The organism is Microcoleus sp. CAWBG640 (genome assembly GCF_020883015.1).
Classification (GTDB): Bacteria; Cyanobacteriota; Cyanobacteriia; order Cyanobacteriales; family Microcoleaceae; genus Microcoleus; species Microcoleus anatoxicus.
Window position 1 is genome coordinate 117,672 of record NZ_JAHRFC010000004.1, and the last position, 21,823, is coordinate 139,494.

Genomic DNA, 21,823 nt, shown 5'->3' on the forward strand with positions numbered 1-21,823 from the left:
CATTCACACATCTAAATTCTAAATTCTAAAATGCTATGACTTCTATTAAGTTGCACGAAAATTTACGAGTGTTGAGTTCTCTGTTTGCTGGTGATACATTTATCTATGTTTTCAAGAGACTGTTGCAGGCTCTGTTAACGCTATTTTTAGCATCTATTCTGTGTTTTGCAATTATTGAGCTTGCACCGGGAAATTACTTGGATACTTTAAGCCAAAATCCGAAGATTTCACCGGAGACTCTTAAGCAACTAGAACAACAATTTGGCTTAGATAAACCGGCTTTTGTGCAGTATTGGTTGTGGTTGCAACAAATTGTAACGCGGGGTAATTTTGGTACGAGTTTTGTGTATCAGCGATCGGTGGCTTCGCTGCTGTGGGAAAGGGTACCGGCGACGCTGTTGATGGCGATCGCCTCTTTGATTGTAACTTGGGCGATCGCTATTCCCTTGGGAATCATCGCCGCTGTCAATCAAAATCGGACAGTCGATCGCATTTTACAAGTAGTCAGCTACACAGGACAAGGATTTCCCAGTTTTATCATGGCTTTGCTGCTGCTATTTTTCGCCCAGAATACATCGCCTCTGTTTCCTGTAGGAGGAATGACCAGTATTGACCACGCAGACTTACCTTTTTGGGGTCAAATCATGGATTACGGCTGGCACTTAATTTTGCCCACAGTCGCCTTGAGCCTGACCGGTTTTGCAGGTTTGCAAAGATTGATGCGGGGACAATTGTTGGACGTGCTGCGTCAAGATTACATCAGGACAGCACGGGCGAAAGGTTTGCCGGAAAATCGCGTAATTTATATTCATGCTCTACGGAATGCGGTTAATCCATTGATTACGCTGTTAGGTTTTGAGTTTGCTAGTTTGTTGAGTGGTGCGTTTATTGCGGAACTTTTTTTTAATTGGCCTGGTTTGGGAAAGCTGGCTTTGGATGCTGTGACTAATCAAGATTTGTATTTAGTCATGGCAACTTTGATGATGGGTTCTGCGATGTTGATTGTTGGTAATTTGTTGGCTGATTTGTTGCTGAAGGCGATCGATCCGAGGATTAAACTGGAAGATTTAAAATGAGAGAATTAACCACGAATCGCGCTCCGGTTTCCATACCAGCCTTACCTCAGAGTCTTTCTTCACCAGAAACCTGGGGGTTTGGCTTTAGTGGGTTGCTTTTATGGTTAGGGACTGCGCCTGGGATGAATGCTGCCCTAGGTCCCCAGGCGATCTGGGTTTGGTTGCCTGGAACAATCATTAGCATGATGCTCAACCTGCAAGTTAAGCGGTTAGGAACCTATTTCCCAGAGGTCGCTGGGGGTACCCCAAACTATACGACCCGCTTGCTTCACCGATCGCCAAATTTGGCTCGCTATGGGGCGATTGGTTATATGTTCGGCTGGGCGTCTGTGCCAGCCATGAATGCGATCGTTCTGACCGATTTAATCGAGGCGAATCTGACTCCACTGGGTATTACCTGTCCAGAGACTCTACTCAGAATCGGGTTTACAGTCCTGCCCTTCATCGTCGCCTTTAGTGGAACTCGCACATTGGGCATTTTACACTCTTTCTTTGTGTTTCCAGCGATCGGATTTCTCCTCACCTTTTGTCTCCAAGGCATGGCTTGGTTAAGTTTTGCTCCCACTAGCCCTGGGATGCTGCCCCCCGATCTGAGCGCAGGCATTTCTCCGATCGATTGGATGAAATGGTTCTTTATCGCCGTCTATGCGGTTTATGGTGGCGAGACGGCATCTTCATTTGTGGCAGATAGTCGCCAACCAAGCGTTACCCTACGGTGCTTGCAAGTGACGACGGGATTGCTTCCGATCGTCTATCTCGCTGGATCGTGGGTTTTAATGCGGTTAGCCACAGATCCCGGCTTAGGGGATAGCGCCTATCTCAATCTAGTGGCAGCAACACACCCCTTCTGGGGCGCATTCGCCCCCGCCCTGGTCACCTTTCTGATTACGTCAGGATGTCTCCTCAGCTCTGCTACGGCTGTTTCTAACAGTCCCCGGATTTTGTATCAGTTAGCCAAAGATGGCTACTTACCGCCCGTATTTGCTGTGCTGTCTCGCCGAGGAGTGCTCGAACCCAGTTTATTTTTTACCCTCGGGCTGAGTCTCATTTGCCTGGGGTGGGGCGATGTCGCACGGGTGGTGATGGTGGCGGGCACCGGCTACCTGAGTTCGATGATGGCAATTCACTTAGGTGAGTGGGTCAGTCGGCGACGACCAGAAACCAGATGGCCCTGGTGGTCGCTGGGTTTCTTTAGTCTGGAAGCGGCTGTTTTGGTCGTGGGTGGGTGGGCATGGAGTTGGCAGGACTTAGCCATTGGCTTACTGCTACCTTGGCTGATTGGCGTGGCAGGCACTCAATTACCGCGCCTGAACGTCCCCCTGTTCCATCCCGATGGGTGGATGCAACGGTATCAACAGCAACCCCATACCAGCAAAACAGATTGGTTGGCATTTCAGGTAACAATCTTAATTGGCTTATTGTGCAGTGCGGTGAGTATTGGCTGGTGGGTGAGAGCGGGTTTAGATCGGGTGGGTGTGGGGCAATATGTGCCGTTGTTTAGCATTTTGTTAGTGACGGTGGCTTTTGTGGGAGTGGCGATCGCCTGTTGGACCAGTCTGCCACAAATTGCTGCCATTACTGAAGCCCGAGAGCAAGTCGAACGCACGCTGCTGGATTTACAACAGGCCCAAACGCAACTCGTGCAGGCAGAAAAAATGTCAAGTTTAGGGCAATTAGTGGCCGGGGTCGCTCATGAAATCAATAACCCCGTTAATTTCATCCACGGCAATCTGACGCATTTGGGGGAGTACACTCAGAATCTGATGGCTCTGATTGAACTTTATCAGCAGCAGAACCCTCATACATCCCCTGATATTCAAGCTATGGTGGATGACATCGATTTAGAATTTTTGCAGACAGACTTACCGAAAATACTGGATTCGATGAAGATTGGCACCGATCGCATTCGTCAGATCGTACTCTCATTACGCAACTTCTCCCGCATCGAGGAAGCTGACTTTAAAACCGTTGATATTCACGAAGGGATTGACAGCACCCTCGTGATTTTGGGACATCGGCTCAAAGCCAAAGGCGATTTCCCAGAGATTAAGGTAATTAAAGACTACAATCTCCTCCTACCTCACGCTGAGTGCTACCCTGGACAACTCAACCAGGTGCTGATGAATATTCTGGCAAATGCGATCGATGCCCTCGAAGAAAGCGGTAGTGGGAAAACCTATGAGCAACTGCAAGCTAATCCGGGGAAGATTAGGATTCGCACATCACAGATCGAGGCTGACTGGCTAGAAATAGCGATCGCTGACAACGGTGTTGGTATGTCGGAACAGATTCAACAACGCATTTTCGATCCGTTTTTTACTACCAAGCCTGTAGGAAAAGGGACTGGTATGGGGATGTCTATCAGTTATCAAATCATCACGGAAAAACATTGTGGTAAGCTCAAGTGTTTTTCTGCGATCGGGAAAGGAACTGAGTTCGTGATTCAGATTCCCCTACGCCAACAAGTTCCTAACTTAAAAATGGGACACCAGCAAGCATCCTAATTTGTTTTTTAAGCCTTGCTGTAAAGAATGAACAGTGGGTTATAACTGAGTCATCTCCTTTAGGGTTGGATCGGATTTTTTTACCGCAGAGAGCGCAGAGGACACAGAGGAAGAGCAGAGTGAGAATTACTAATTACTAATCAGTAATAACTGATGACACTCTGTTTAGATAAAACCACGGTTTCTTGGGCGGAGTCGATCGGTCCTATTTACTTTAACTAACTGAATTGCTGAGCATAATAACCAGCATAACGCTCGCCTTTTTCTAGCAATTCCTCATGGGTTCCTGACTCCATAACTCTCCCTTTTTCCAAAACTAAGATTCTGTCGGCTTTCCGCACAGTTGCCAAACGGTGGGCGATAATAAATACAGTCCTGTCTTGCATCAATCTTTCTAATGCTTCCTGCACCAAAGCTTCTGATTCGGAATCTAAGGCTGATGTCGCTTCATCCAGGATGAGAATTCGCGGATTTAGCAACACTGCACGGGCGATCGCAATTCTTTGTTTTTGACCTCCAGATAAATTTACACCCCTTTCCCCAACCCAAGTTTGATAGCCGTCGGGAAAATCACTAATAAATTGATGGGCGTTGGCAATTTGCGCCGCTTTTTCCACATCTTTGAGTTCGTAATAAGAGCGCCCAAAGGCAATATTTTGAGCAATTGTCCCCGAAAACAAAATAGTTTCCTGGGGTACAATCCCGATTTGCCGCCGCAGCGTATTTAATGTCACATCTTGAATATTAATCCCATCAATTAAAATTTGTCCAGCTTGCGGATCGTAAAATCTGGGTAACAAGTTTACTAAAGTAGTTTTTCCCGCACCGGATGCGCCCACAAGCGCAATCATTTCTCCCGGAAGTGCCAGTAAACTCATATTTTGTAAAATGGGAACCCCCCCTTGCCCCCCCTTATTAAGGGGGGGTTGAGGCTGTTTTACCCCCTTATTAAGGGGGGGTTGAGGCTGTTTTACCCCCTGATCGAGGGCGGATTGAGGCTGTTTTACCCCCTGATCGAGGGCGGATTGAGGCTGTTTTACCCCCTGATCGAGGGCGGATTGAGGCTGTTTTACCCCCTGATCGAGGGCGGATTGAGGCTGTTTTATCCCCTTTTCAAGGGGGGATTGAGGCTGTTTTAATCCCTGATTGAGGGCGGGTTGAGGTTGTTTTACCCCCTGATCGAGGGCGGGTTGAAGGGGGTAGGCAAAATTAATGTTGCGGTATTCGACTTTTCCCGTAACATGGGGAAGTTCGATCGCCCCTGGCTTTTCGACTGTGGTGGGTACAATTGCTAATAGTTCAAAAATGCGATCGCTAGAAGCCTCTCCCTGCTTGAAATCACCGTAATTAGCAGTAGTAATGGCGATCGGATCGATTAACAGCGCTACTCCCGCGATGTAACTAATAAATTGAATACCTGTGAGATTTCCTTGAGCAATTTGCCAACCTCCCAGGAAAAACAACAAAATCACGCTAATTGCTTCGAGAAAGCCCACTACTACGAACTGAAGTGCTTTTACTCGTTCTGATAAATATTTAGCACGACGATTTTGTTCCGCTGCTTCTGTAAAGCGAGAAATTTCATATTCTTCGGCTACAAAAGCTTTGATTAAACGAATACCGCTGAATACTTCTGTTAGCAAAGCTGATAAGTCAGAGATCCGATTTTGACTTTCTCGTGAATAACTGAGCAGTTTCTCTCCAAACCAGCTAATTAATAGTGCCATCAGCGGTGCAATGATTAATGCACCTAAAGTTAATTGCCAGTTGAGATAAATCATATATCCCATTACCACAATTAGCTGTAAAATGCAAGGGATAAACTGATGGAAAAATTTATTTATGACTTCGCCAATGCGGTCAATATCTTCAGTGAGGCGATAGGATAAATCTCCCGTTTTTGCAGTTTCAAAATAGCCAAGATTCAGTAATTGCAGGTGTGCGTAAACTTTTTTGCGAATTTCTAAAGTAATGGTCAAAGCTGCTTTTGCCATCAGCGTATCTTGACCGTACTGGACTGTTCCCCGAATCAGAAATATAATGGCACTGAGTGCTGCAATTTGGGCGAATCCTTTTAAATCTCCTTTACCTATAAATTTTGCTGTTTCGCCAACCAGCCACGCTATAATCGGCCAACAGACAGTAAATACTAAGGTACAAGCTAATGCTTTACCGATGGTTTGCTTTTGGGGACGGAGGTAGGGTAGGATTTGCCAATAAGTCGATCGCGTTTTCAAGATATTTTACCTCTGCAAGTTATGTTTCTAGAGATATAGCAATCCTAAATCATTTGTGAAATTTCTCTCTTACCCCCTCCCCTTAGTAAGGGGAGGGTTGGGGTGGGGTAAAAACTTTACGACTCCTGCAAGGATTGCTATATATGAGCCAAAATATAATACCAGCGATCGCGCAAATATAGAAAATCTTTCTTTACAGAAAGCGTCCAGGCGACGCAATTTTTGTCCAGCCGGAGTTGCTGTTAATTATTAAATAATTCAATTATTCCAGTCTCCAATCTAAAATTTAAAATCAACATGAGTTGCGACTACCTTCGCCCCCGCTATCACTTCTCCCCGAAAAATAGCGGACTTTCCCGGTTCCACAGCAACTGGTTGAACCGAGATAAATCCGTTGTCTATGAGATTGTCTGACTCATCCAAAACTTCATAATTAACTTTAATATTTTTGACCACTTTACAGCTTTGATTGACAATTTTACCACTTAAAAAATTGCCCTCATAATTTACGTTAGTAATCAAAATAGACTTGGCTATATTGGAACCGCTAATACAACTTTGGGAAGTTCTTGATGCTGGTTTTTGCTCGCACAAGTTACCTAAATCTACGGTTTTGCCATCGGGAGTTTTCATGTAGCAAAAAGGTTCATCAATTTCCCGATTTTGAGCCACAGGAGTTGGGGTATTCGCCAGTAAAGATTTAGCTGATGTCAGCATTGCCAGTAGAATTGAGAATGCGATTATGCCAGGTAAGTTTTTCATTGATTTTCCCACACAAATTGGGAGTAGTCAGGGCGAAGCATTTCGGCAGATAAGTTATATCAATTCCGGTTGTATCGGAATGATTTAACCGCGAAGGCGCGAAGTACGCGAAGCAAGAGAAGAGAGAGTTTAATACAGGACGATGAAGAGAGGATTTTATATAATATCAAATCATCTCTTCATCGGAATAGTAAATTCGAGTTCACTGTTCACTGTTCACTGTCAACCGTCAACCGTAAACCGTCAACTGTCAACCGTCAACTGTCAACCGTCAACTGTCAACATCACCTGACGGTGTAACCGGAAATGATATTATTGGTTAAAAGGAAAGATTTACGGCCGGAATGCTTCGCCCCTACAAAATCGGGATGCTCCCGGAATGCTTAGCCCCTACGAATATATTTGGAAAACACAGATGCACCCAATCATATTTTAGTCCTTGCTCCCGGAACTTTTCGACTAGGCCTACGAGTTTTCAAACTACTAGCTGAACGAGTATTCAAAGCATTAGCAGAACTTGTAAAACCTAAATCTTGCAAAATTTCCAAAGCTGCTCTTTGTCCAGTTTCGCAACCACCTTCCATATAGCCTTGATTTTCTAGGGAGGTGTGTTCCCCTGCAAAATATAAATTGCCAACTTTTTCGCCTTCAACGCCGTGCATTTGCGTCCATTGTCCGACTAAGTAGCAAGAATAGGAACCTTTAAAATAACGTTCTCTAGACCAAAAAGCTCGCACAGCTTTACCCGATCGCAAATCTTTCACTCCAGGGAAAACTTTTTCAAATTGTTGCAAGAATTTTTGGGCTTGCTCTTCAGGAATGCCACCACCGATCGCCAAACCCTGTTTGCCTCCTGTAAAATTAGTAACTAAGGCATTAGGCGTAGGAGCAAAAGGTGTAGCTTCCCAACAATTTTGGAATCCTAAATCTGTAAACACAGAAGCCGTGGATTTATAAAGTTCCCGCCAGAGACGGCTGCGGTAGCCCGTAACTAACTTAGAATTAGTACCGTAGCCCAATTGCTCGATCGCCCGTCGTTTCGGTTGAGGTAAAGGCACATTGATATTAACATCTCGCAGAGTGCTGAAGGGCAAAGTTAACAAAACTCGCTCATAAGTGCGATCGAATGCACTTTGTCCCGATCGCAAACTTACCCGATAACGGCCATCCGGCAAAATATTAATCGCTTCCAAAACAGTCCCTGCTTCGATGGAACCAGACAATTGACCAGCCAAACCATTGACAATTTGACTGTTGCCACCCTCAATTTGATAGCGCTCATCACTGTCACCATACAACTGAAAACTATCAGCCTCAGAAGCAATTAAAAACAGCAAATTTAAGGCAGACTGTTCGTCCACATCTAGACCATATTCCGTAGTGTAAGCAATGCGGAGTAACTGCTTAACAATAACGCTAGTATCTACACTATCTAAATATTCAGCGATGGAAAGATTGTCTACTCTTTCGGCTGTTTCCGTAAAATCTTGATAGTCAAGGTTATTGCCAATTCCCCGCAAATCAGCCCTAATTTTACTAGCAATAGGCGCAAAATCGGTGATTAATTGTTCCATAGAAAATCGCCGTCCTTGCAAGAAAAAGGTATCCTTGACCAATCCCGTCTGCGCCTGAGCTAAATCGATCGCCCGCAAACCCAATTCCGTCGCCAGGGAAATCAAAGTAGTGTGGCCACTATCAATATATTCTCCTCCCACATCCGCCGAAATCAAAGTTCCAGCCACCTTGGGAATAGTGCGTATCCGCCCCCCCACGCGGTTAGTTGCCTCGATGATATCGGCACGTACACCCCCTTGACGCAAGCGATAGGCCGCCGTCAAACCCGCAATTCCCGCGCCGACAACCAAAATGGGCGATCGACCTTGCTGTTGAGCAAAAGCCCCCTCTCCCTCCCGCGTCAAAGTCGCAGCAGCCAGCGCCGCCCCCGTCGCCAAACCCCCCCGTAGCAATCCGCGCCGAGATATGGGAAAATTGGAAGTGCGATCTGTGAGCATCCCCAGCAGTTCATCAGCCGGAATACCCGTTGCCATTGATTTCTGGGCAATTATCGAAGCGCGGCGCAGCATTGCCATCAGTGCAGATTTAGCCATAACCTAGACACCTTCACAAAAATTTGATATGAACTGGATTATTGATTAAATGTGATTATCCACTTTCCAGGTTAAGTGTACATAGATTGTTATAAAAATGCTAACCCTCAGAACTCTTTTCGATCGCAAATTTTACCTCGAAAACAACCCCGATGTTGCTGTAGCCGTCGCCAGAGGCACGGTATCGAGTCCCTTCGATCACTACCAAAAGATTGGCAAATTTGAAAATCGCGACCCCAATCCGCTATTTGATGCCAGCTATTATTTAGAAACAAACACGGATGTAGCCGTATCAGGAGAAAAAAATAAATTTTCTGGTGCAGATCATTTTATTGCCTACGGTCAATTTGAGCGTCGAAGTCCCAACCCTTTATTTGATGTTAGTTTTTACCTAAGCAGTAACCCCGACGTTCAAAGAGTAGTTCAAACCAATCAAGTTACAGCCTTTGAACACTTTCTGAAAATCGGTCAAACAGAAATTCGCAAACCCAGTCCTTTCTTCGATCCAGCATTTTATTTAGCCAAGTATCCGCTGGTAGCAGCAGCAGTGAGAAATGGGGTGGTTAAAAGTGCGATCGAGCACTACATTCAATTTGGTCAAGCCGAAGGACTTTTGGGTACATTACCAGATGTTGCTGATAATTTAAGTGTTGCTAAAAACCTAGATATTCTCACAGGAACTAAAAATTTAAATGATTTTGTAGGTGCTGCGGAACCAACGGATATTTATAGTTTTGTATTGAATACTCCTAGCCTTTTCAATGCAACTCTGGATGGTTTGAGTGCAGATGCAGACCTAGAATTAATTCAGGATATCAACGGTCAAGGCGCAGTGGGATTGAGTGGTATTATTGCTTCGTCTAATAATTTAGGTACGGCTGCGGAACAGATTGTGAGTAATGGGGCTTTGCCTGCTGGTACTTATTTTCTGCGCGTTTCTCAATTTGAAGGTGATACAAATTATAACTTGACATTGACATCGGCTCCTTCCATAACACCGTCACAAAATTAAGGAGTTTATCGATTTTAGATGGGAAATTTTCGGTAGATAATTGAATGATTTACCCCACGGAAGTTGGAGTCACATTGGGTTATGCACTTTCATTTAACAAAGACAATAAAGCTCCTTGTTGATTGGCTACATAAGCCACTGGCTTATTAGTTTTGATTACCTTACCTTCTGCTACTGCTTTTTTTAACCACAGCCGCATTTGCCCTATTTGAACATCCAGAAGTTCCGCTATAGATTTATCATCTAACGGTTGCTCTAAATGACTGAGAATGAACGGTAAAACTGCTTCGTAAATATCTATGGGAGGGTATTCGACTGCTTGTGTGTTCCTGTGTGCGTTAATCGAAGATATCCCGTAGGGAATCGCATCTTGTGAAGTTCCCTTAGATGCAACATCTTTTTCCTCTGGGGCTGACGCTTCCACTTCTGTTTCTGCGAGTACAATCTCCGCTCCAGAGTTTGAAAGCGATTGATTTACCACAATCTCCGATGTTAATGAGTGTGTCACTTCCACATCTGTAACTACCACTTCAATTTCTAACAGCGAATCTTGCGGTTGTTGGTTTTCCCTCGCATCAGCAGATTTAGAAAAATTGGCTGATGCTTCAGTTGCCATCGAGCCAAATTCCGATCTAGATTCCTCCCTAATTTTCCTTAAAATTCCCCTTAATGAACTACCAGGTATAAATGGAAATGGCAAAGGTTGTGCTCCCCGTTTCAGCAGTTGGCGATTGCCTTCTGGTACGGCATCATCTATCCGCACAAAAACAGGCACATCTTTTATCTTTTCTAAGGCTTCTATTGCACCAGCCCAAGTACCGCCCGTACCTCCCGAACAACTTACTACAAGGGCGCGATCGGCTAAGGCATAAATATATTTGTTTCGCCCCATCGCATTGCCAACATTAAAACCAGCATTCGGATCGCAAGCAGATACTAAAGTCAGCCTACCTTCTTTAATGCCAGCGCGATATTTTCCAGCCACAGAAGAAGCTGCCAAACTGTCAGCCAGTACGCCAACAGCCGTTCCTCCCGCTTCCAGCGCGCTTAACATTGCCGCAGTATCTACCCCGCGCGCACCACCGGAAACTACCTGCATTGCTTCTTGGGCGCAAGCCTGTGCAATTTTCTGAGTGCGATCGAGTCCTTCTGCATCAACATGGCGAGAACCAACAATAGCTAATCCTCCCTGAGATAGCAATTTTATCTTGCCAATTCCATAGAGAATTGCTGGTGCTAAATGTTGCAATATTTGCTTGAGGCGCTTGGGATATTGAGAGTCACTTCTTCCCAATATCCACAGCCCTTGATTTGTCCATTTTTCAACAGCTAAACTCAGCATTACCCCCCGTTCTAATAAAGCCGAAACCCTGTAAAAATCAAGGTTATTTGCCGGATTATTTTGTAATAGGTTTAAGCAATTTGGAGTTAGCAAATCCTCTGGGCGCATCTGATTTTCGCGCAGCCAACCAGCCAAAGAATTATATTCGCTAAGCGTTAGGGGCTGTGGTTCTGTTTGCCGATTTTGCCCGAAGCTAGCGCACAAGAGTAAAATTGCTTGAGTATCTGGCGGTAGTACGTGATTCATATATCTAATCGGCGAGAGAGTTGAGGGATAATGCTATAGGAAAAACTGACCCGCTACCAGCTTGACGTAAAAGTGCTGCAATGACTGTAAAAGTCCACCGGGAATCTACCATATCGTCAACTAAGAAAACTGTTCCTTTGATTCCTTCCCAAGTATCGATCGCAAATGCACCATCCAAATTATGAGCTTGCTTATAACTGTTATTCATTTCTTTTTGAGCTCGTGTTTGACGAATTTTCCGAATAACTGGCTGAAATGGCAAATTTAATCTATCTGCCAGTTGTTGAGCAAAATTAGGCACTAAGTCGGGACGATTTAAAGAAGGTACGCAAGTCACCCAAGTCGGAAACGGTTCAGGTTGCCAGCGCTGAATCATTTCAAAAGCGCCCTCAACCAGTGCGTCACTAAAATTATTATCTTGATACTTACCTAGTTTAACTAATTCTCCCCAACCTGCGTCACCCCATAAAGACAGCGCCTTGCCGGATTCTGCTATTAAATTAGGTTTAATTTTTCCAGAAAAACCGTAAGTTGGCAATGCTTTTCCTGGAGGCCATTGTTTCCGGGGTTCGATAATGCGATCGCACCGTCGCAGGTACTGGATTGCTTGATTTACCGTTTCCATAGAAGGGGTTTCTAGCAGTAAAGGTTGACCCAAACACACCGCACATTTGCCACAGTTAGTTGGATTGGGATCATCTAATTCTCTTGCGATAAAAGCCATGAGGCATTGTTGGTTTTCGCCCATATATTCTCGCATTCTGTCTTGTTCTTGGCGGCGAATTTGCGTTAAACGTTCGATTTTATCAGTGTCTGGCTGATAGTCAACTGGGGTAGCATACCACTTGGAATTTTGCTTGATTACCGGGGCTGGTGATTCGAGAGACAGCAGTTTTAAAACTTTCTCAATTTGCCCTTTACACAAATTTATTTCTTGCTCTAACTGGGGAACAGATAAGCCGTTATCTGCTTGGTTAAGCGCGATTAAAACTTCCTGCGTATGGGCTTGTGGAGGAAAAGCTGTTCTGATAAAATAGTTGGTAATGTCGTCATCTTCATCGCCGCTTAAAAGGATACCATAGGCTTGTTCTACGGCTCTACCCGCTCGCCCTACTTGTTGATAATAATGAACGACCGAACCGGGACGCTGGTAATGAATGACAAATCCTAAATCGGGTTTGTCAAAACCCATTCCTAAAGCTACAGTTGCAACTAAGACTTTGATTTCGTTGTTAAGAAGTTTGTCCTCTAAAGCTTCCCTATCGCTATCTTTATTCTCGCTATTTTCCCGATCGCTATTGTTCTTTTCGTTATTTTTCCTGCTGTGATAAGCTTTAGCATTAATTCCTTGCTCTGTTAACCAGTCGGCAACCCGTTCGGCATCTTTGACAGTTAGGATGTAAATAATTCCGCTTCCCGGTAGCTTGGGCAATTGTTCTGCTAACCATGCCATTCTTGCTGCTGAACTTCCAAGAGCGATATTTTGGAGTTGCAAGCTTTCTCTGATTAATTTTCCTCTGATGACGCGGAGATTTGCACTTAATTGCTCGACAATATCGTTAACAACTCGGTTGTTAGCTGTAGCAGTTGTGGCTAAAACTGGTATGTTTTGAGGAAGGGATTGCAAAATTCGGACAATCCGCCGATAATCTGGTCGAAAGTCATGTCCCCAGTCGGAAATGCAGTGGGCTTCATCGACGACAAATAGCCCAATTTTCTGAGAAATTGGTAACAGAATGGTGTTTGTAAAGTCTTCATTTGCGAGTCTTTCGGGGGAAATTAAGAGAACATCGACTTGTCCTGCTAGCAACTGATTTTTTACGAGTTGCCATTCGTCGGTATTGCTGGAGTTAATTGTTGCTGCTTTAATGCCAATTCGTTCGGCAGCGACAATTTGGTTTCGCATCAGAGCGAGCAGGGGTGAAATCAAGATCGTGGGGCCCGCTCCTCTATCTCGTAGCAGCCCAGTTGCGAGAAAATAGACTAAGCTTTTGCCCCAACCTGTACGCTCTACTACCAGGAGTTTCGATCGCTCTTCAATTAAAGAGGCGATCGCTTCCCACTGTCCCTCACGAAAGTCAGCTTGTGTATTATTCAATGCCCTCTGGAGAAGCGATCGCGCCCTATCTTTCAATTCCAATATCATATCCGTAACCTTTTGGTCAAAGGTGCTTAATTTTTAATCATTAAAAAATCAAGCACTAACTACTCACATAATATCATCAATCACCCAAGTCTTAATTCGTATTATCTCGCGCTCCCGGAGAAGGCATAGATTGAATAGGAGCCAAAGGCACATTCGACCGATTTCTGATTAGAGTCGTAGACACCAAAGCATAGCCCAAAATAGCAGGAAGTACCATGGCGCTCAGAAACACGATCGCCCCTGCCAAAGTAGTTCCATTCAACATGGGACCGTAATGACTGCGGTAAGGGTCAAAGGCTGGCAAATCTGACCTCTGGCTATCCCGAAGGGCGATCGCACGTTTGAACCTCACCCGCCTGTCGTCCAGTTTTTCTAGCAGCATCCAGCCAACTTCCGCCTCTTCTCGACACAGCTTTTGAAAAATAGCAGGATTCCGAAATAAATCGCTGTTAGCCCGCACAATTTTATACTCCACAACCGTAGTATCAGGTCTAGGATTGCCGTTAGATGGCGAATTATCTCGGCCAGCTAAATGTTCCTCTTGAGATTCGTAGCGAGTCAAAACTTCCTCCTCCTCATCGCATTGTTGCCCCATAGCCAATAGCTCGCGGTTGATGAACACCCCCGCCAGCGCCGACTCTAAACCCAGACTGCCAACCATCAAACTCCAAATCAAAATTTCAAGCATAGAAATACTTAAAAGTTAAAAATTCCAAACTAAAAATAGAGATTTGCTTCGGCTTTTTAACTTTCAATCTTGACTTTTCAAATAGCCTTCCATCAAACAATCTGTACCCACGGTGCGCCAAGAAACTCGCTCTAAAGTTAAAGCATCAGTCATTTTGGCAAACCCCAAATCTCCCACAGGAGTTGGAGCCTGGGAACCTCCGACAATTTTAGGAGCAATGAAAGCCATAATTTTCTGCACCGCACCGTCAGCAATTGCTTTTGCCGCCAGAGTGCCGCCACATTCCCACAGTACAGACAGAAAAGAGCGATCGTACAAATAACCCATAACATTAGTCGGTGTCAGTGGCGACAATTCCACAACTTCCACCCCTTTTGCCATCAAAAATGCTTGAAACTCCAGATTAACCCCAGGTTCAGTGAACACCAAAGTAGGTGCACCAGAGGTTTCCCACAAACGAGCCGACTTGGGCAAATCGAGCGATCGACTCATCACCACCCGTAGGGGATTATGGCGATCGGGTTGATGGCTAGTCAATTGAGGATTATCCAAACGCACCGTATTTCCTCCCACAATCACAGCATCGCAGCCGACACGCACCCCATGTACTTCGCTCCGAGCCGCCTCGCCTGTTACCCAAGCGCTGTGACCGGTAGTGCTAGCAATTTTACCGTCTAAAGTCATCGCATATTTCAAAATTCCGAAAGGACGTCGATGCAAAATCCGGTGTACAAAAGCCTCATTCAGTTTCTGACAAGCTTCCTCTTCTACCCCAGCCACAACTTCAATGCCTGTTGCCCGCAACCGAGCAAGTCCCGTACCCGCCACCACAGGATTCGGATCGACCATCCCAGCCACTACTTTTGCCACCTTAGCCTGAATTAAAGCTTCGGAACAGGGAGGAGTCCGTCCATAGTGGTTACAAGGCTCTAGGTTCACATAAACCGTGGCTCCGGCCGCGAGTTCCCCAGCTTCCCGGAGTGCAAAAACTTCGGCGTGGGGTTCGCCGGCACCTGGGTGAAATCCTTCGCCGACAATTTTGCCGTCGCGGACAATTACAGCACCCACGAGGGGATTGGGAGCAGTTTTGCCGAGGGCGCGACGGGCTAATTCTATGCAGCGACGCATCATGGCTCGATCGAACTCTTGAATTTCGCTATTTTTGAGTTGTGTACTTGAGCTGACGATCGCACTAGCGTCCGTCGGAAAAGTTGCCATAAGATTTTGCTATGATATTTAACCTTGAGTGTATAGCTTTAACATTCAGGAAGAATAACAGGGGATTAAGAAAAATGACTCAGGACATGAAGCGGGAGTTTGCCAGCCGCGAAGAATTAATTACCTACCTGCGCCAACAGTTCCCAGAATCTGCCGCCAGGGACAGTCACCTATCCCCCACCCTAGGCGGGCGTAAGGCCGCCGAAACAGCACTACAACAAGTCGATCCCGGCAAGTACAGCTCAACCCGCAACTTTCTCAACGGCGCGGTAACTCGCTTGTCGCCCTATTTACGTTACGGCGTTTTGAGCCTTGCAGAAGTCCGGGATATGGTGCTAGCAAAGGTGCGACATCAAGAAGATGCAGTGAAACTTGTCAACGAGTTGGGTTGGCGAGATTATTGGCAGCGACTTTATGCAGAATTGGGAGAGGGGATTTGGCAAGACCGGGAACCCTATAAAACTGGCTATACCGCTTCATCTTACAGCGAAACCATGCCCGAAGATATCGTTGAGGGGACGACTGGTTTGGTTTGTATCGATAGTTTCAGCCAGCAGTTGCGGGAAACTGGTTATTTACACAATCACCAGCGGATGTGGATGGCCGCTTATCTCCTGCACTGGCGCAAAGTGCGCTGGCAAGCTGGAGCTCGCTGGTTTTTGGCACATTTGCTAGATGGAGATCCGGCGAGCAATAATCTTTCTTGGCAGTGGGTAGCTAGCACTTTTAGTCACAAGGCTTATTTTTTTAATCGGGAGAATTTGGAACGTTACACTAAGGGGGTGTATTGTGGCGATTGTCCTCTGTACGGACAATGTGATTTTGAGGGGAGTTACGAATATTTGGAAGGCAAGTTATTTCCTGCGGCAGAAAAGGTCGATCGCAGTGGCGGTTCTAAAAGTTGGAATCGTCCTCAAAAACGTCGCTAATTAGTTATTTGTTATTTGTTATTTGTTATTTGTTATTGGTTGGTGATCGTCACCAATTTCCGATTCACGATTCCCGATTACACATTTATGAACAATCCGATTATTTGGCTACATGGAGACTGTCTAAACCCCGAAGGTCCCGTTTTAAAATCCTACCCAAATGCGCCGGCGATTTGGGTTTGGGATGATGCGCTAATCGATGAATGGCAGTTAAGTCTCAAGCGCATCTTGTTTATTTACGAATGTTTGCTGGAATTGCCAGTAATTATTCGTCGCGGCGATGTGGCGACAGAAGTTATGGCTTTTGCTCAAGAATTGAGTGCTAATCAAATAGTGACTACTGAAAGTCCCAGTCCTCGATTTCAGGATATTTGTATCACAATTGGGCGATCGCTCCCTGTGGAAATTTTATCCCCAGAACCCTTTGTGCGCTATGATGGCTACATTGATTTGAAGCGTTTTTCCCCCTTATGGCGTGTAGCGGAAAAATATGTTTTTTAATTAATTCAGGACTTATATCAAATCCGGTAACATCGGAATTATTCATCTCTCTTATCTCCCTCTGTGTTCTCTGCGTTCTAGGTCCGGTTAAATCATTCCGATGCAGCCGGAAACGATATTACCCACTGGGTGCATCTCAATTTTGCCAATATATTCGTAGGGGCGAAGCATGACCGCTGTAAATCTCTGGCGTGAGCTAATAAATTTTCTGCGGGAATGCTATAGCCAATACAAAATAGGGATGCTCCCTACGCACCACCTCTGCATATCCCGTTATTTAGGGGGAAAGCACATCCCCAGTTACTCAATCTGGTTCCTAGAGCTTGAAGCTATTAGATACTAAACGGAGAGGGAGGGATTTGAACCCTCGAAGGATGTTAACACCCTTAACAGATTAGCAATCTGCCGCTTTCGACCACTCAGCCACCTCTCCTCGATGACAGTAACTAATGATAGCACACAGATTATGGCTGTGGCAACCCCTAATTCAAAAATTCCTAAATCGCTTACCCTGTCTAGATTTCAGCATTTATTGCTCTCCCATAATTCCTGTGGCACAGGCAGGATTCCTGTTCTTGACTGTTTCAGAGAAGTCTATTGAAATTTGTAAAGTTCTAACATCCGTTGGATTTTGGGCAACTGTCTTTCAGATTTCCCATAAGCCAGCCAGATGCGATATTAGAAATCTCCTAAAATGATGGTAGGTAGGAATCTTGCCTCCCCTTGACAGGCTTTTTGGCAGATGTCTATTAAACGTAAAATCCTTTGGTGTGAGAAACCAGACTTTTTTACTCAGTCTGGTTTCTGGATCTTCTATTTTTTTAAAGTGGGTTTACTTAGTACCTGCTTTTTTGATTCACTAACTGTACTAAAATAAGCCATGCCCTTCGAGAACATTATCGCCAAATCTTCGTCAGTGATTTTTATGTGGTCGAAAGCAGTTTTTTTCTACTGCACGGATTAATTTGGGGGAGAAATATTAAAATCGCCCATCTAAAAACATGAGAATAAATTCGCAATTTGGGCTGATAATTAAGATAGCGAAATGAATAAGGTATTAGGGTATAATATAAATTTGAGTGGACAGGGTATGGAACTAGATTTACAGAGATTTTATAAGGTTTGCAATCCCAGCTACACCCTCGCAGTAGCAAATTCAGAAGACAAAAAATATTACATCGAATTCTCTTCGGTTAGGGGTGGCACAATCGTAGAACAATTGGAGCGGACTATCAGCCGTCTCTCCCCTGACGAACCCACTTGCCAATTATTCACTGGGCACATTGGCTGCGGTAAATCTACAGAATTGTTACGGCTCCAATCTGAATTGGAACATCAGGGGTTTCACGTAGTCTACTTTGAGTCTAGCAAGGACTTGGATATGGCAGATGTGGATATAACTGACATTTTATTGAGTGTGGCTCGTCAGGTGAGCGAAAGTATTGAGAAACTAAAAATTAAGCTGCAACCGACAGGTTTTAAGGCTTTGCTGAAGGGGGTGGCAGATGTTTTTCAAACTCAAATCGATCTGAAAGCTGACGCAAATTTTCCGGGTGTGGGGGAAATAAGTGCGAGTACGGAGGGAGAATTTTCTTTGGCTTTTGGTATTGGTAAAATTACTGCCAAAGCTAAGGATTCTCCGAATTTGCGATCGGAGTTGAGGCAATATTTGGAACCTCGAACTAATGTGATTTTGGAGGCTCTGAATAAGGAGTTGCTAGAACCAGCTACTCAAGCTCTCAAAAGTCGGGGAAAACGAGGGCTGGTGGTGATTATTGATAATCTCGATCGCATACATTTGTGCGCTAAGCCCACAGGACGACTTCAGCCGGAATATCTGTTTGTCGATCGCGGCGAACAGTTGGCCAGACTCAATTGTCACGTAGTTTATACCATTCCTTTGGTGTTGATATTTTCTAACGATTTGGGTCAGTTGACCAATCGGTTTGGGGTCGATCCCAAGGTGTTACCAATGGTCCCGGTACATAGTCGCGATGGTTCTGAGTGTACAGAGGGTGTAGAGTTGTTGCGCCAGATGGTGTTGGCTCGCGCTTTCCCCATGGTGCAGGAAAACGAACGCTATGCTTTGATTGGTAAGATTTTTGATTCTCCCGAAACCCTCGATCGCCTCTGTCGAGTTAGTGGCGGACACGTCCGTAATTTGCTGCAACTACTTTATGGTTGTCTCCAGAGAGAAGATCCACCGCTTTCTAGGGAAACCTTGGAAAAGGTAATTGTTCAGCGGCGTCATCAACTCACTTTGGCGATCGAGCCTGATGAGTGGGAACTGTTGAAGCAAGTATCCTCAGCCAAAACAGTCAGCGGAGAAACTAAATATCAAATTTTGTTGCGCAGCCTGTGGGTATTTGAGTACCGTTATGGTGACGATTATTGGTTTGATGTCAACCCAATTTTGGCTGACGCCAAAGAGTTGACAGTTGACGGTTGATGCTTGACAGTTGATGGTTGACAGCTAATAGCTCACAGTCAACCGTCAATTCAAAAAATGATTAAAGGTACTACTAAATTGTTGGGAGTGATTGGTGATCCGATCGCCCATTCTCTGTCACCGGTGATGCACAATGCTGCGATTTCCCATTTGGGAGTCGATTTTGTTTACCTAGCATTTCCGGTAAAACCAGAGGATCTAAAAGCTGCTCTTTTAGGCTTTGAGGCGATCGGGTTGCGGGGATTTAGCATCACCATTCCCCACAAACAAGCAATCTTACCCCTGTTGTCCGAGGTTTCTCCCATTGCTCGTGCGATCGGTGCTGTCAATACCGTATACCGAACTGACAAAGGTTGGTGCGGTACAAATACAGATGTGGAAGGCTTTCTCGCCCCGCTGCAACCCCCCCCAACCCCCCCTGACCAAGGGGGGGCTACAGAGGTGAAATCTGCCTTAGAAAGTGGCAATATGACTGCCGAATCCTCTCCCTCCCCTGACCAAGGGGGGGCTACAGAGGTGAAATCTGCCTTAGAAAGTGGCAATATGACTGCCGAATCCTCTCACTCCCCTGACCAAGGGGGGGCTAGGGGGGAGTCCGATTGGAGTCAGAAAGTAGCCGTAATTTTGGGAAATGGGGGCGCGGCGAGAGCGGTGGTGGCCGGGTGTGCTCAATTGGGCTGTGCCGAGATTCATGTTGTGGGCCGCCATCAGCAAAATTTGGCAGAATTTCAGCAGAGTTGGGTTGATTCTCCCATACCTGTCAAATCTTTGCAGGTTCATACTTGGGATAATTTGTCAAGGTTAATTTCTCAGGCAGATTTGCTAGTCAACACGACTCCGGTGGGGATGTATCCCCAGGGAGAAAAGTCGCCGATTCCGTTAGCTGCGATCGACCAAATTTCCCCAGGTGCGATCGCCTATGATTTAATTTACAACCCCAGCCCTACTCAATTTCTCAAAGATGCCCAACTTCGCGGAGCCCAAGTCATTGATGGACTCCCCATGTTAGTTCAACAAGGAGCCGCCGCCTTAAAAATTTGGCTGGAGACAGAATCAGTCCCCGTAGAAGTCATGCGCCTCGCCTTGCGAAAGCATTTGGGCTTAGATTAACTAGCAATTTGCTACGGAATTCGCGCTAAGCTGAGATTTAAAATATCCTGGCGTTGCCACCTATGAAATTTAGAGCTATCAGCCTGTTTTTCGCTACTTGCCTGATCGGAATTTTTAGTTTAGCATTCACTCCACCAGCTTGGGCGCTGACACAAATTAAACTATCGGATCTTTCCTATCGCGAATGTCCGGCAGAAATGGCAGAAGGAACCGTCTCTAGTGGCAGTTCCATGGAAGCTAACTGTTTTTTAATTACTGGTAAAGCTGAAAATACCAGCGGTAAACCTGTTGTTAATGCTGATATTTTCGGTCGAATTTATGATGCCGATGACAACCCGGTGATGCAGAATCGGACTCGTTTGGGGTCCATCGAAGAAGTTCCTCCCGGAGTCAGCGATTTTCAGCTTAGAATCTCCGTGGCGGCTAATCAACCAACTCCTTTGAAGCTCAAGCAGTTTAAAGCTACTGGTTTTACTGGTGTGGTGCGTCGCTAAAAATATAAACCCGACTTCTGAAAAAAGTCGGGTTTATAATTATTCTGTGATTTTTGATAGGGACTTAATTAGCTAGAGTGCTGTTTGCAAGTTGCTTAAAAGACCGATCAAGAATTCCGAGCCGAACTGAAGGACAAAAAAGGCAATGAGGGGAGAAAAGTCAATACCTCCTAGGGGGGGGATTATTGAGCGAAATAAATTAAGGTAAGGGTCTGTTAATTGACTCAAAATCGAAAAAGGAGGGTCATACCAATTGATGTTGGGAAACCAGCTTAACAGCACCCGAATAATCATGAGAACGAAATAGATTTGCAGAAATGATGACAGGGTGGTTGCCAAAAGCCCTATTGAATAACTCATAAATTTTGCTTGATGTTGAGTAAAGTTTAGAAAAGCTTTGATTTTTAGTTTAGCATAATTGGCGCATTGAAGCGATTTTCGCTGTTGGATTCTAGATTGAGGATTGCAGAATTCACCCCACGGATCAATCCGGGGGCTGGTAGCCAATTGCTTTCGGTTAGGCTAAGCAACCTGAAATTGATTCAGGAATCTTCAGCTAAAGAACTTTGGCTGGTGTGCTGTACGTTGTTGCCATTCACGTCACGGATTTCCAGTCGCACATCATCGATTGCCTGATTGAGTTGGGAAATTTTATCTTCTAAACTCAGCCTTGCTACTTCCATGCGTTGGGCTTCCATTTGGCTGCTTTTGCCCTTGCTTCCCTTGATGGACTTTGACTCTGAGGAGTCCGCCAGGAATGCCTCAGCAGCGCGTCTCGATAGCACCGCCCCCAAAACAGCACCCACCAAGCCACCAACTGTGGCACCTGCAATAAATCCGCCTGTAAAACCGTCTCGATTGCTCATTTTTCAACTCAACTAGGCGATATTTCCTTGATTTTTTCATTGTAACCAGACTAGGGCGCAGCTATCCATTGAATGCTTTTGGTTACAGATCTACCTGAAGGTGGCGAAATAGATTATTGCTTGTTTGATTACACT

At 45.3% G+C, this 21,823-nt stretch carries 17 protein-coding genes and 1 tRNA gene; 8 read left to right on the plus strand and 10 right to left on the minus strand.

All coding sequences use genetic code 11. The annotated features are described in order from the left end of the window. Positions 1–35 precede the first annotated feature (35 nt). Positions 36–1,076 (plus strand): ABC transporter permease, encoded by a 1,041-nt coding sequence (locus AAFP11_RS03640; RefSeq protein ID WP_341735795.1) that lies wholly within the window; start codon positions 36–38, stop codon positions 1,074–1,076. Further along, entirely contained in the window at positions 1,073–3,580 is a 2,508-nt protein-coding gene (locus AAFP11_RS03645; RefSeq protein ID WP_341735796.1) for an ATP-binding protein, read from the plus strand. The genes AAFP11_RS03640 and AAFP11_RS03645 overlap by 4 nt, the downstream gene beginning before the upstream one ends. 218 nt (positions 3,581–3,798) lie before the next feature. On the opposite strand, the gene AAFP11_RS03650 is transcribed toward AAFP11_RS03645, so the two are convergent. The 3 genes from AAFP11_RS03650 to AAFP11_RS03660 all read right to left on the minus strand — a co-directional run bounded on the left by AAFP11_RS03650 (position 3,799) and on the right by AAFP11_RS03660 (position 8,687). Further along, a complete protein-coding gene (locus tag AAFP11_RS03650) occupies positions 3,799–5,817 on the minus strand; it encodes an ABC transporter transmembrane domain-containing protein (RefSeq protein ID WP_341735797.1) in 2,019 nt (672 codons plus the stop codon). 279 nt (positions 5,818–6,096) lie between these two features. Then, complete coding sequence (locus tag AAFP11_RS03655) at positions 6,097–6,579, minus strand: FxLYD domain-containing protein (RefSeq protein ID WP_341735798.1); 483 nt, start codon at positions 6,577–6,579, stop codon at positions 6,097–6,099. A gap of 425 nt (positions 6,580–7,004) precedes the next feature. Next, on the minus strand, positions 7,005–8,687 hold the full coding sequence (locus AAFP11_RS03660) for an NAD(P)/FAD-dependent oxidoreductase (RefSeq protein ID WP_341735799.1): 1,683 nt from the start codon (positions 8,685–8,687) through the stop codon (positions 7,005–7,007). A 97-nt stretch (positions 8,688–8,784) separates the two neighbouring features. Here AAFP11_RS03660 and AAFP11_RS03665 point away from each other — a divergent pair, with 97 nt between their 5' ends. Continuing rightward, complete coding sequence (locus AAFP11_RS03665) at positions 8,785–9,699, plus strand: PPC domain-containing protein (RefSeq protein ID WP_341735800.1); 915 nt, start codon at positions 8,785–8,787, stop codon at positions 9,697–9,699. A 79-nt stretch (positions 9,700–9,778) separates the two neighbouring features. Here AAFP11_RS03665 and AAFP11_RS03670 read toward each other — a convergent pair whose 3' ends face one another. From AAFP11_RS03670 to ribD, 4 genes are all read right to left on the minus strand, one after another. Next, positions 9,779–11,287 (minus strand): DNA-processing protein DprA, encoded by a 1,509-nt coding sequence (locus AAFP11_RS03670; RefSeq protein WP_340550397.1) that lies wholly within the window; start codon positions 11,285–11,287, stop codon positions 9,779–9,781. Positions 11,288–11,291: 4 nt separating this feature from the next. Beyond that, positions 11,292–13,433: a RecQ family ATP-dependent DNA helicase gene (locus AAFP11_RS03675; protein ID WP_341735801.1), complete on the minus strand. Its 2,142-nt coding sequence runs from the start codon at positions 13,431–13,433 to the stop codon at positions 11,292–11,294. A gap of 91 nt (positions 13,434–13,524) precedes the next feature. Next, positions 13,525–14,121, minus strand: coding sequence for a hypothetical protein (locus AAFP11_RS03680; RefSeq protein ID WP_341735802.1), 597 nt, complete (start codon positions 14,119–14,121; stop codon positions 13,525–13,527). 63 nt (positions 14,122–14,184) lie between these two features. Further along, positions 14,185–15,339 carry a bifunctional diaminohydroxyphosphoribosylaminopyrimidine deaminase/5-amino-6-(5-phosphoribosylamino)uracil reductase RibD gene (gene ribD / locus AAFP11_RS03685; protein WP_341735803.1) on the minus strand — a complete coding sequence of 385 codons (1,155 nt, stop codon included), beginning with the start codon at positions 15,337–15,339 and terminating at the stop codon, positions 14,185–14,187. Between the two features lie 74 nt (positions 15,340–15,413). Between ribD and AAFP11_RS03690 the strand changes: the two genes are divergently transcribed. Together AAFP11_RS03690 and AAFP11_RS03695 are read left to right on the plus strand one after the other, a co-directional pair. Further along, positions 15,414–16,268: an FAD-binding domain-containing protein gene (locus tag AAFP11_RS03690; protein WP_341735804.1), complete on the plus strand. Its 855-nt coding sequence runs from the start codon at positions 15,414–15,416 to the stop codon at positions 16,266–16,268. Positions 16,269–16,355: 87 nt separating this feature from the next. Next, on the plus strand, positions 16,356–16,769 hold the full coding sequence (locus AAFP11_RS03695) for a hypothetical protein (RefSeq protein WP_341735805.1): 414 nt from the start codon (positions 16,356–16,358) through the stop codon (positions 16,767–16,769). Positions 16,770–17,113: 344 nt separating this feature from the next. On the opposite strand, the gene AAFP11_RS03700 is transcribed toward AAFP11_RS03695, so the two are convergent. Continuing rightward, positions 17,114–17,202: transfer RNA gene (locus tag AAFP11_RS03700), tRNA-Ser, on the minus strand. 657 nt (positions 17,203–17,859) lie between these two features. Between AAFP11_RS03700 and AAFP11_RS03705 the strand changes: the two genes are divergently transcribed. The 3 genes from AAFP11_RS03705 (at position 17,860) to AAFP11_RS03715 (ending at position 20,822) form a co-directional block, all read left to right on the plus strand. Next, entirely contained in the window at positions 17,860–19,218 is a 1,359-nt protein-coding gene (locus tag AAFP11_RS03705; RefSeq protein WP_341735859.1) for a P-loop NTPase fold protein, read from the plus strand. A gap of 57 nt (positions 19,219–19,275) precedes the next feature. Beyond that, a complete protein-coding gene (locus AAFP11_RS03710) occupies positions 19,276–20,328 on the plus strand; it encodes a shikimate dehydrogenase (RefSeq protein WP_341735806.1) in 1,053 nt (350 codons plus the stop codon). Positions 20,329–20,390: 62 nt separating this feature from the next. After that, positions 20,391–20,822 carry a hypothetical protein gene (locus AAFP11_RS03715; protein WP_341735807.1) on the plus strand — a complete coding sequence of 144 codons (432 nt, stop codon included), beginning with the start codon at positions 20,391–20,393 and terminating at the stop codon, positions 20,820–20,822. 72 nt (positions 20,823–20,894) lie between these two features. On the opposite strand, the gene AAFP11_RS03720 is transcribed toward AAFP11_RS03715, so the two are convergent. Continuing rightward, positions 20,895–21,182 (minus strand): YggT family protein, encoded by a 288-nt coding sequence (locus AAFP11_RS03720; protein ID WP_340524505.1) that lies wholly within the window; start codon positions 21,180–21,182, stop codon positions 20,895–20,897. 182 nt (positions 21,183–21,364) lie between these two features. After that, complete coding sequence (locus tag AAFP11_RS03725; protein ID WP_341735808.1) at positions 21,365–21,688, minus strand: hypothetical protein; 324 nt, start codon at positions 21,686–21,688, stop codon at positions 21,365–21,367. Positions 21,689–21,823: the final 135 nt, after the last annotated feature.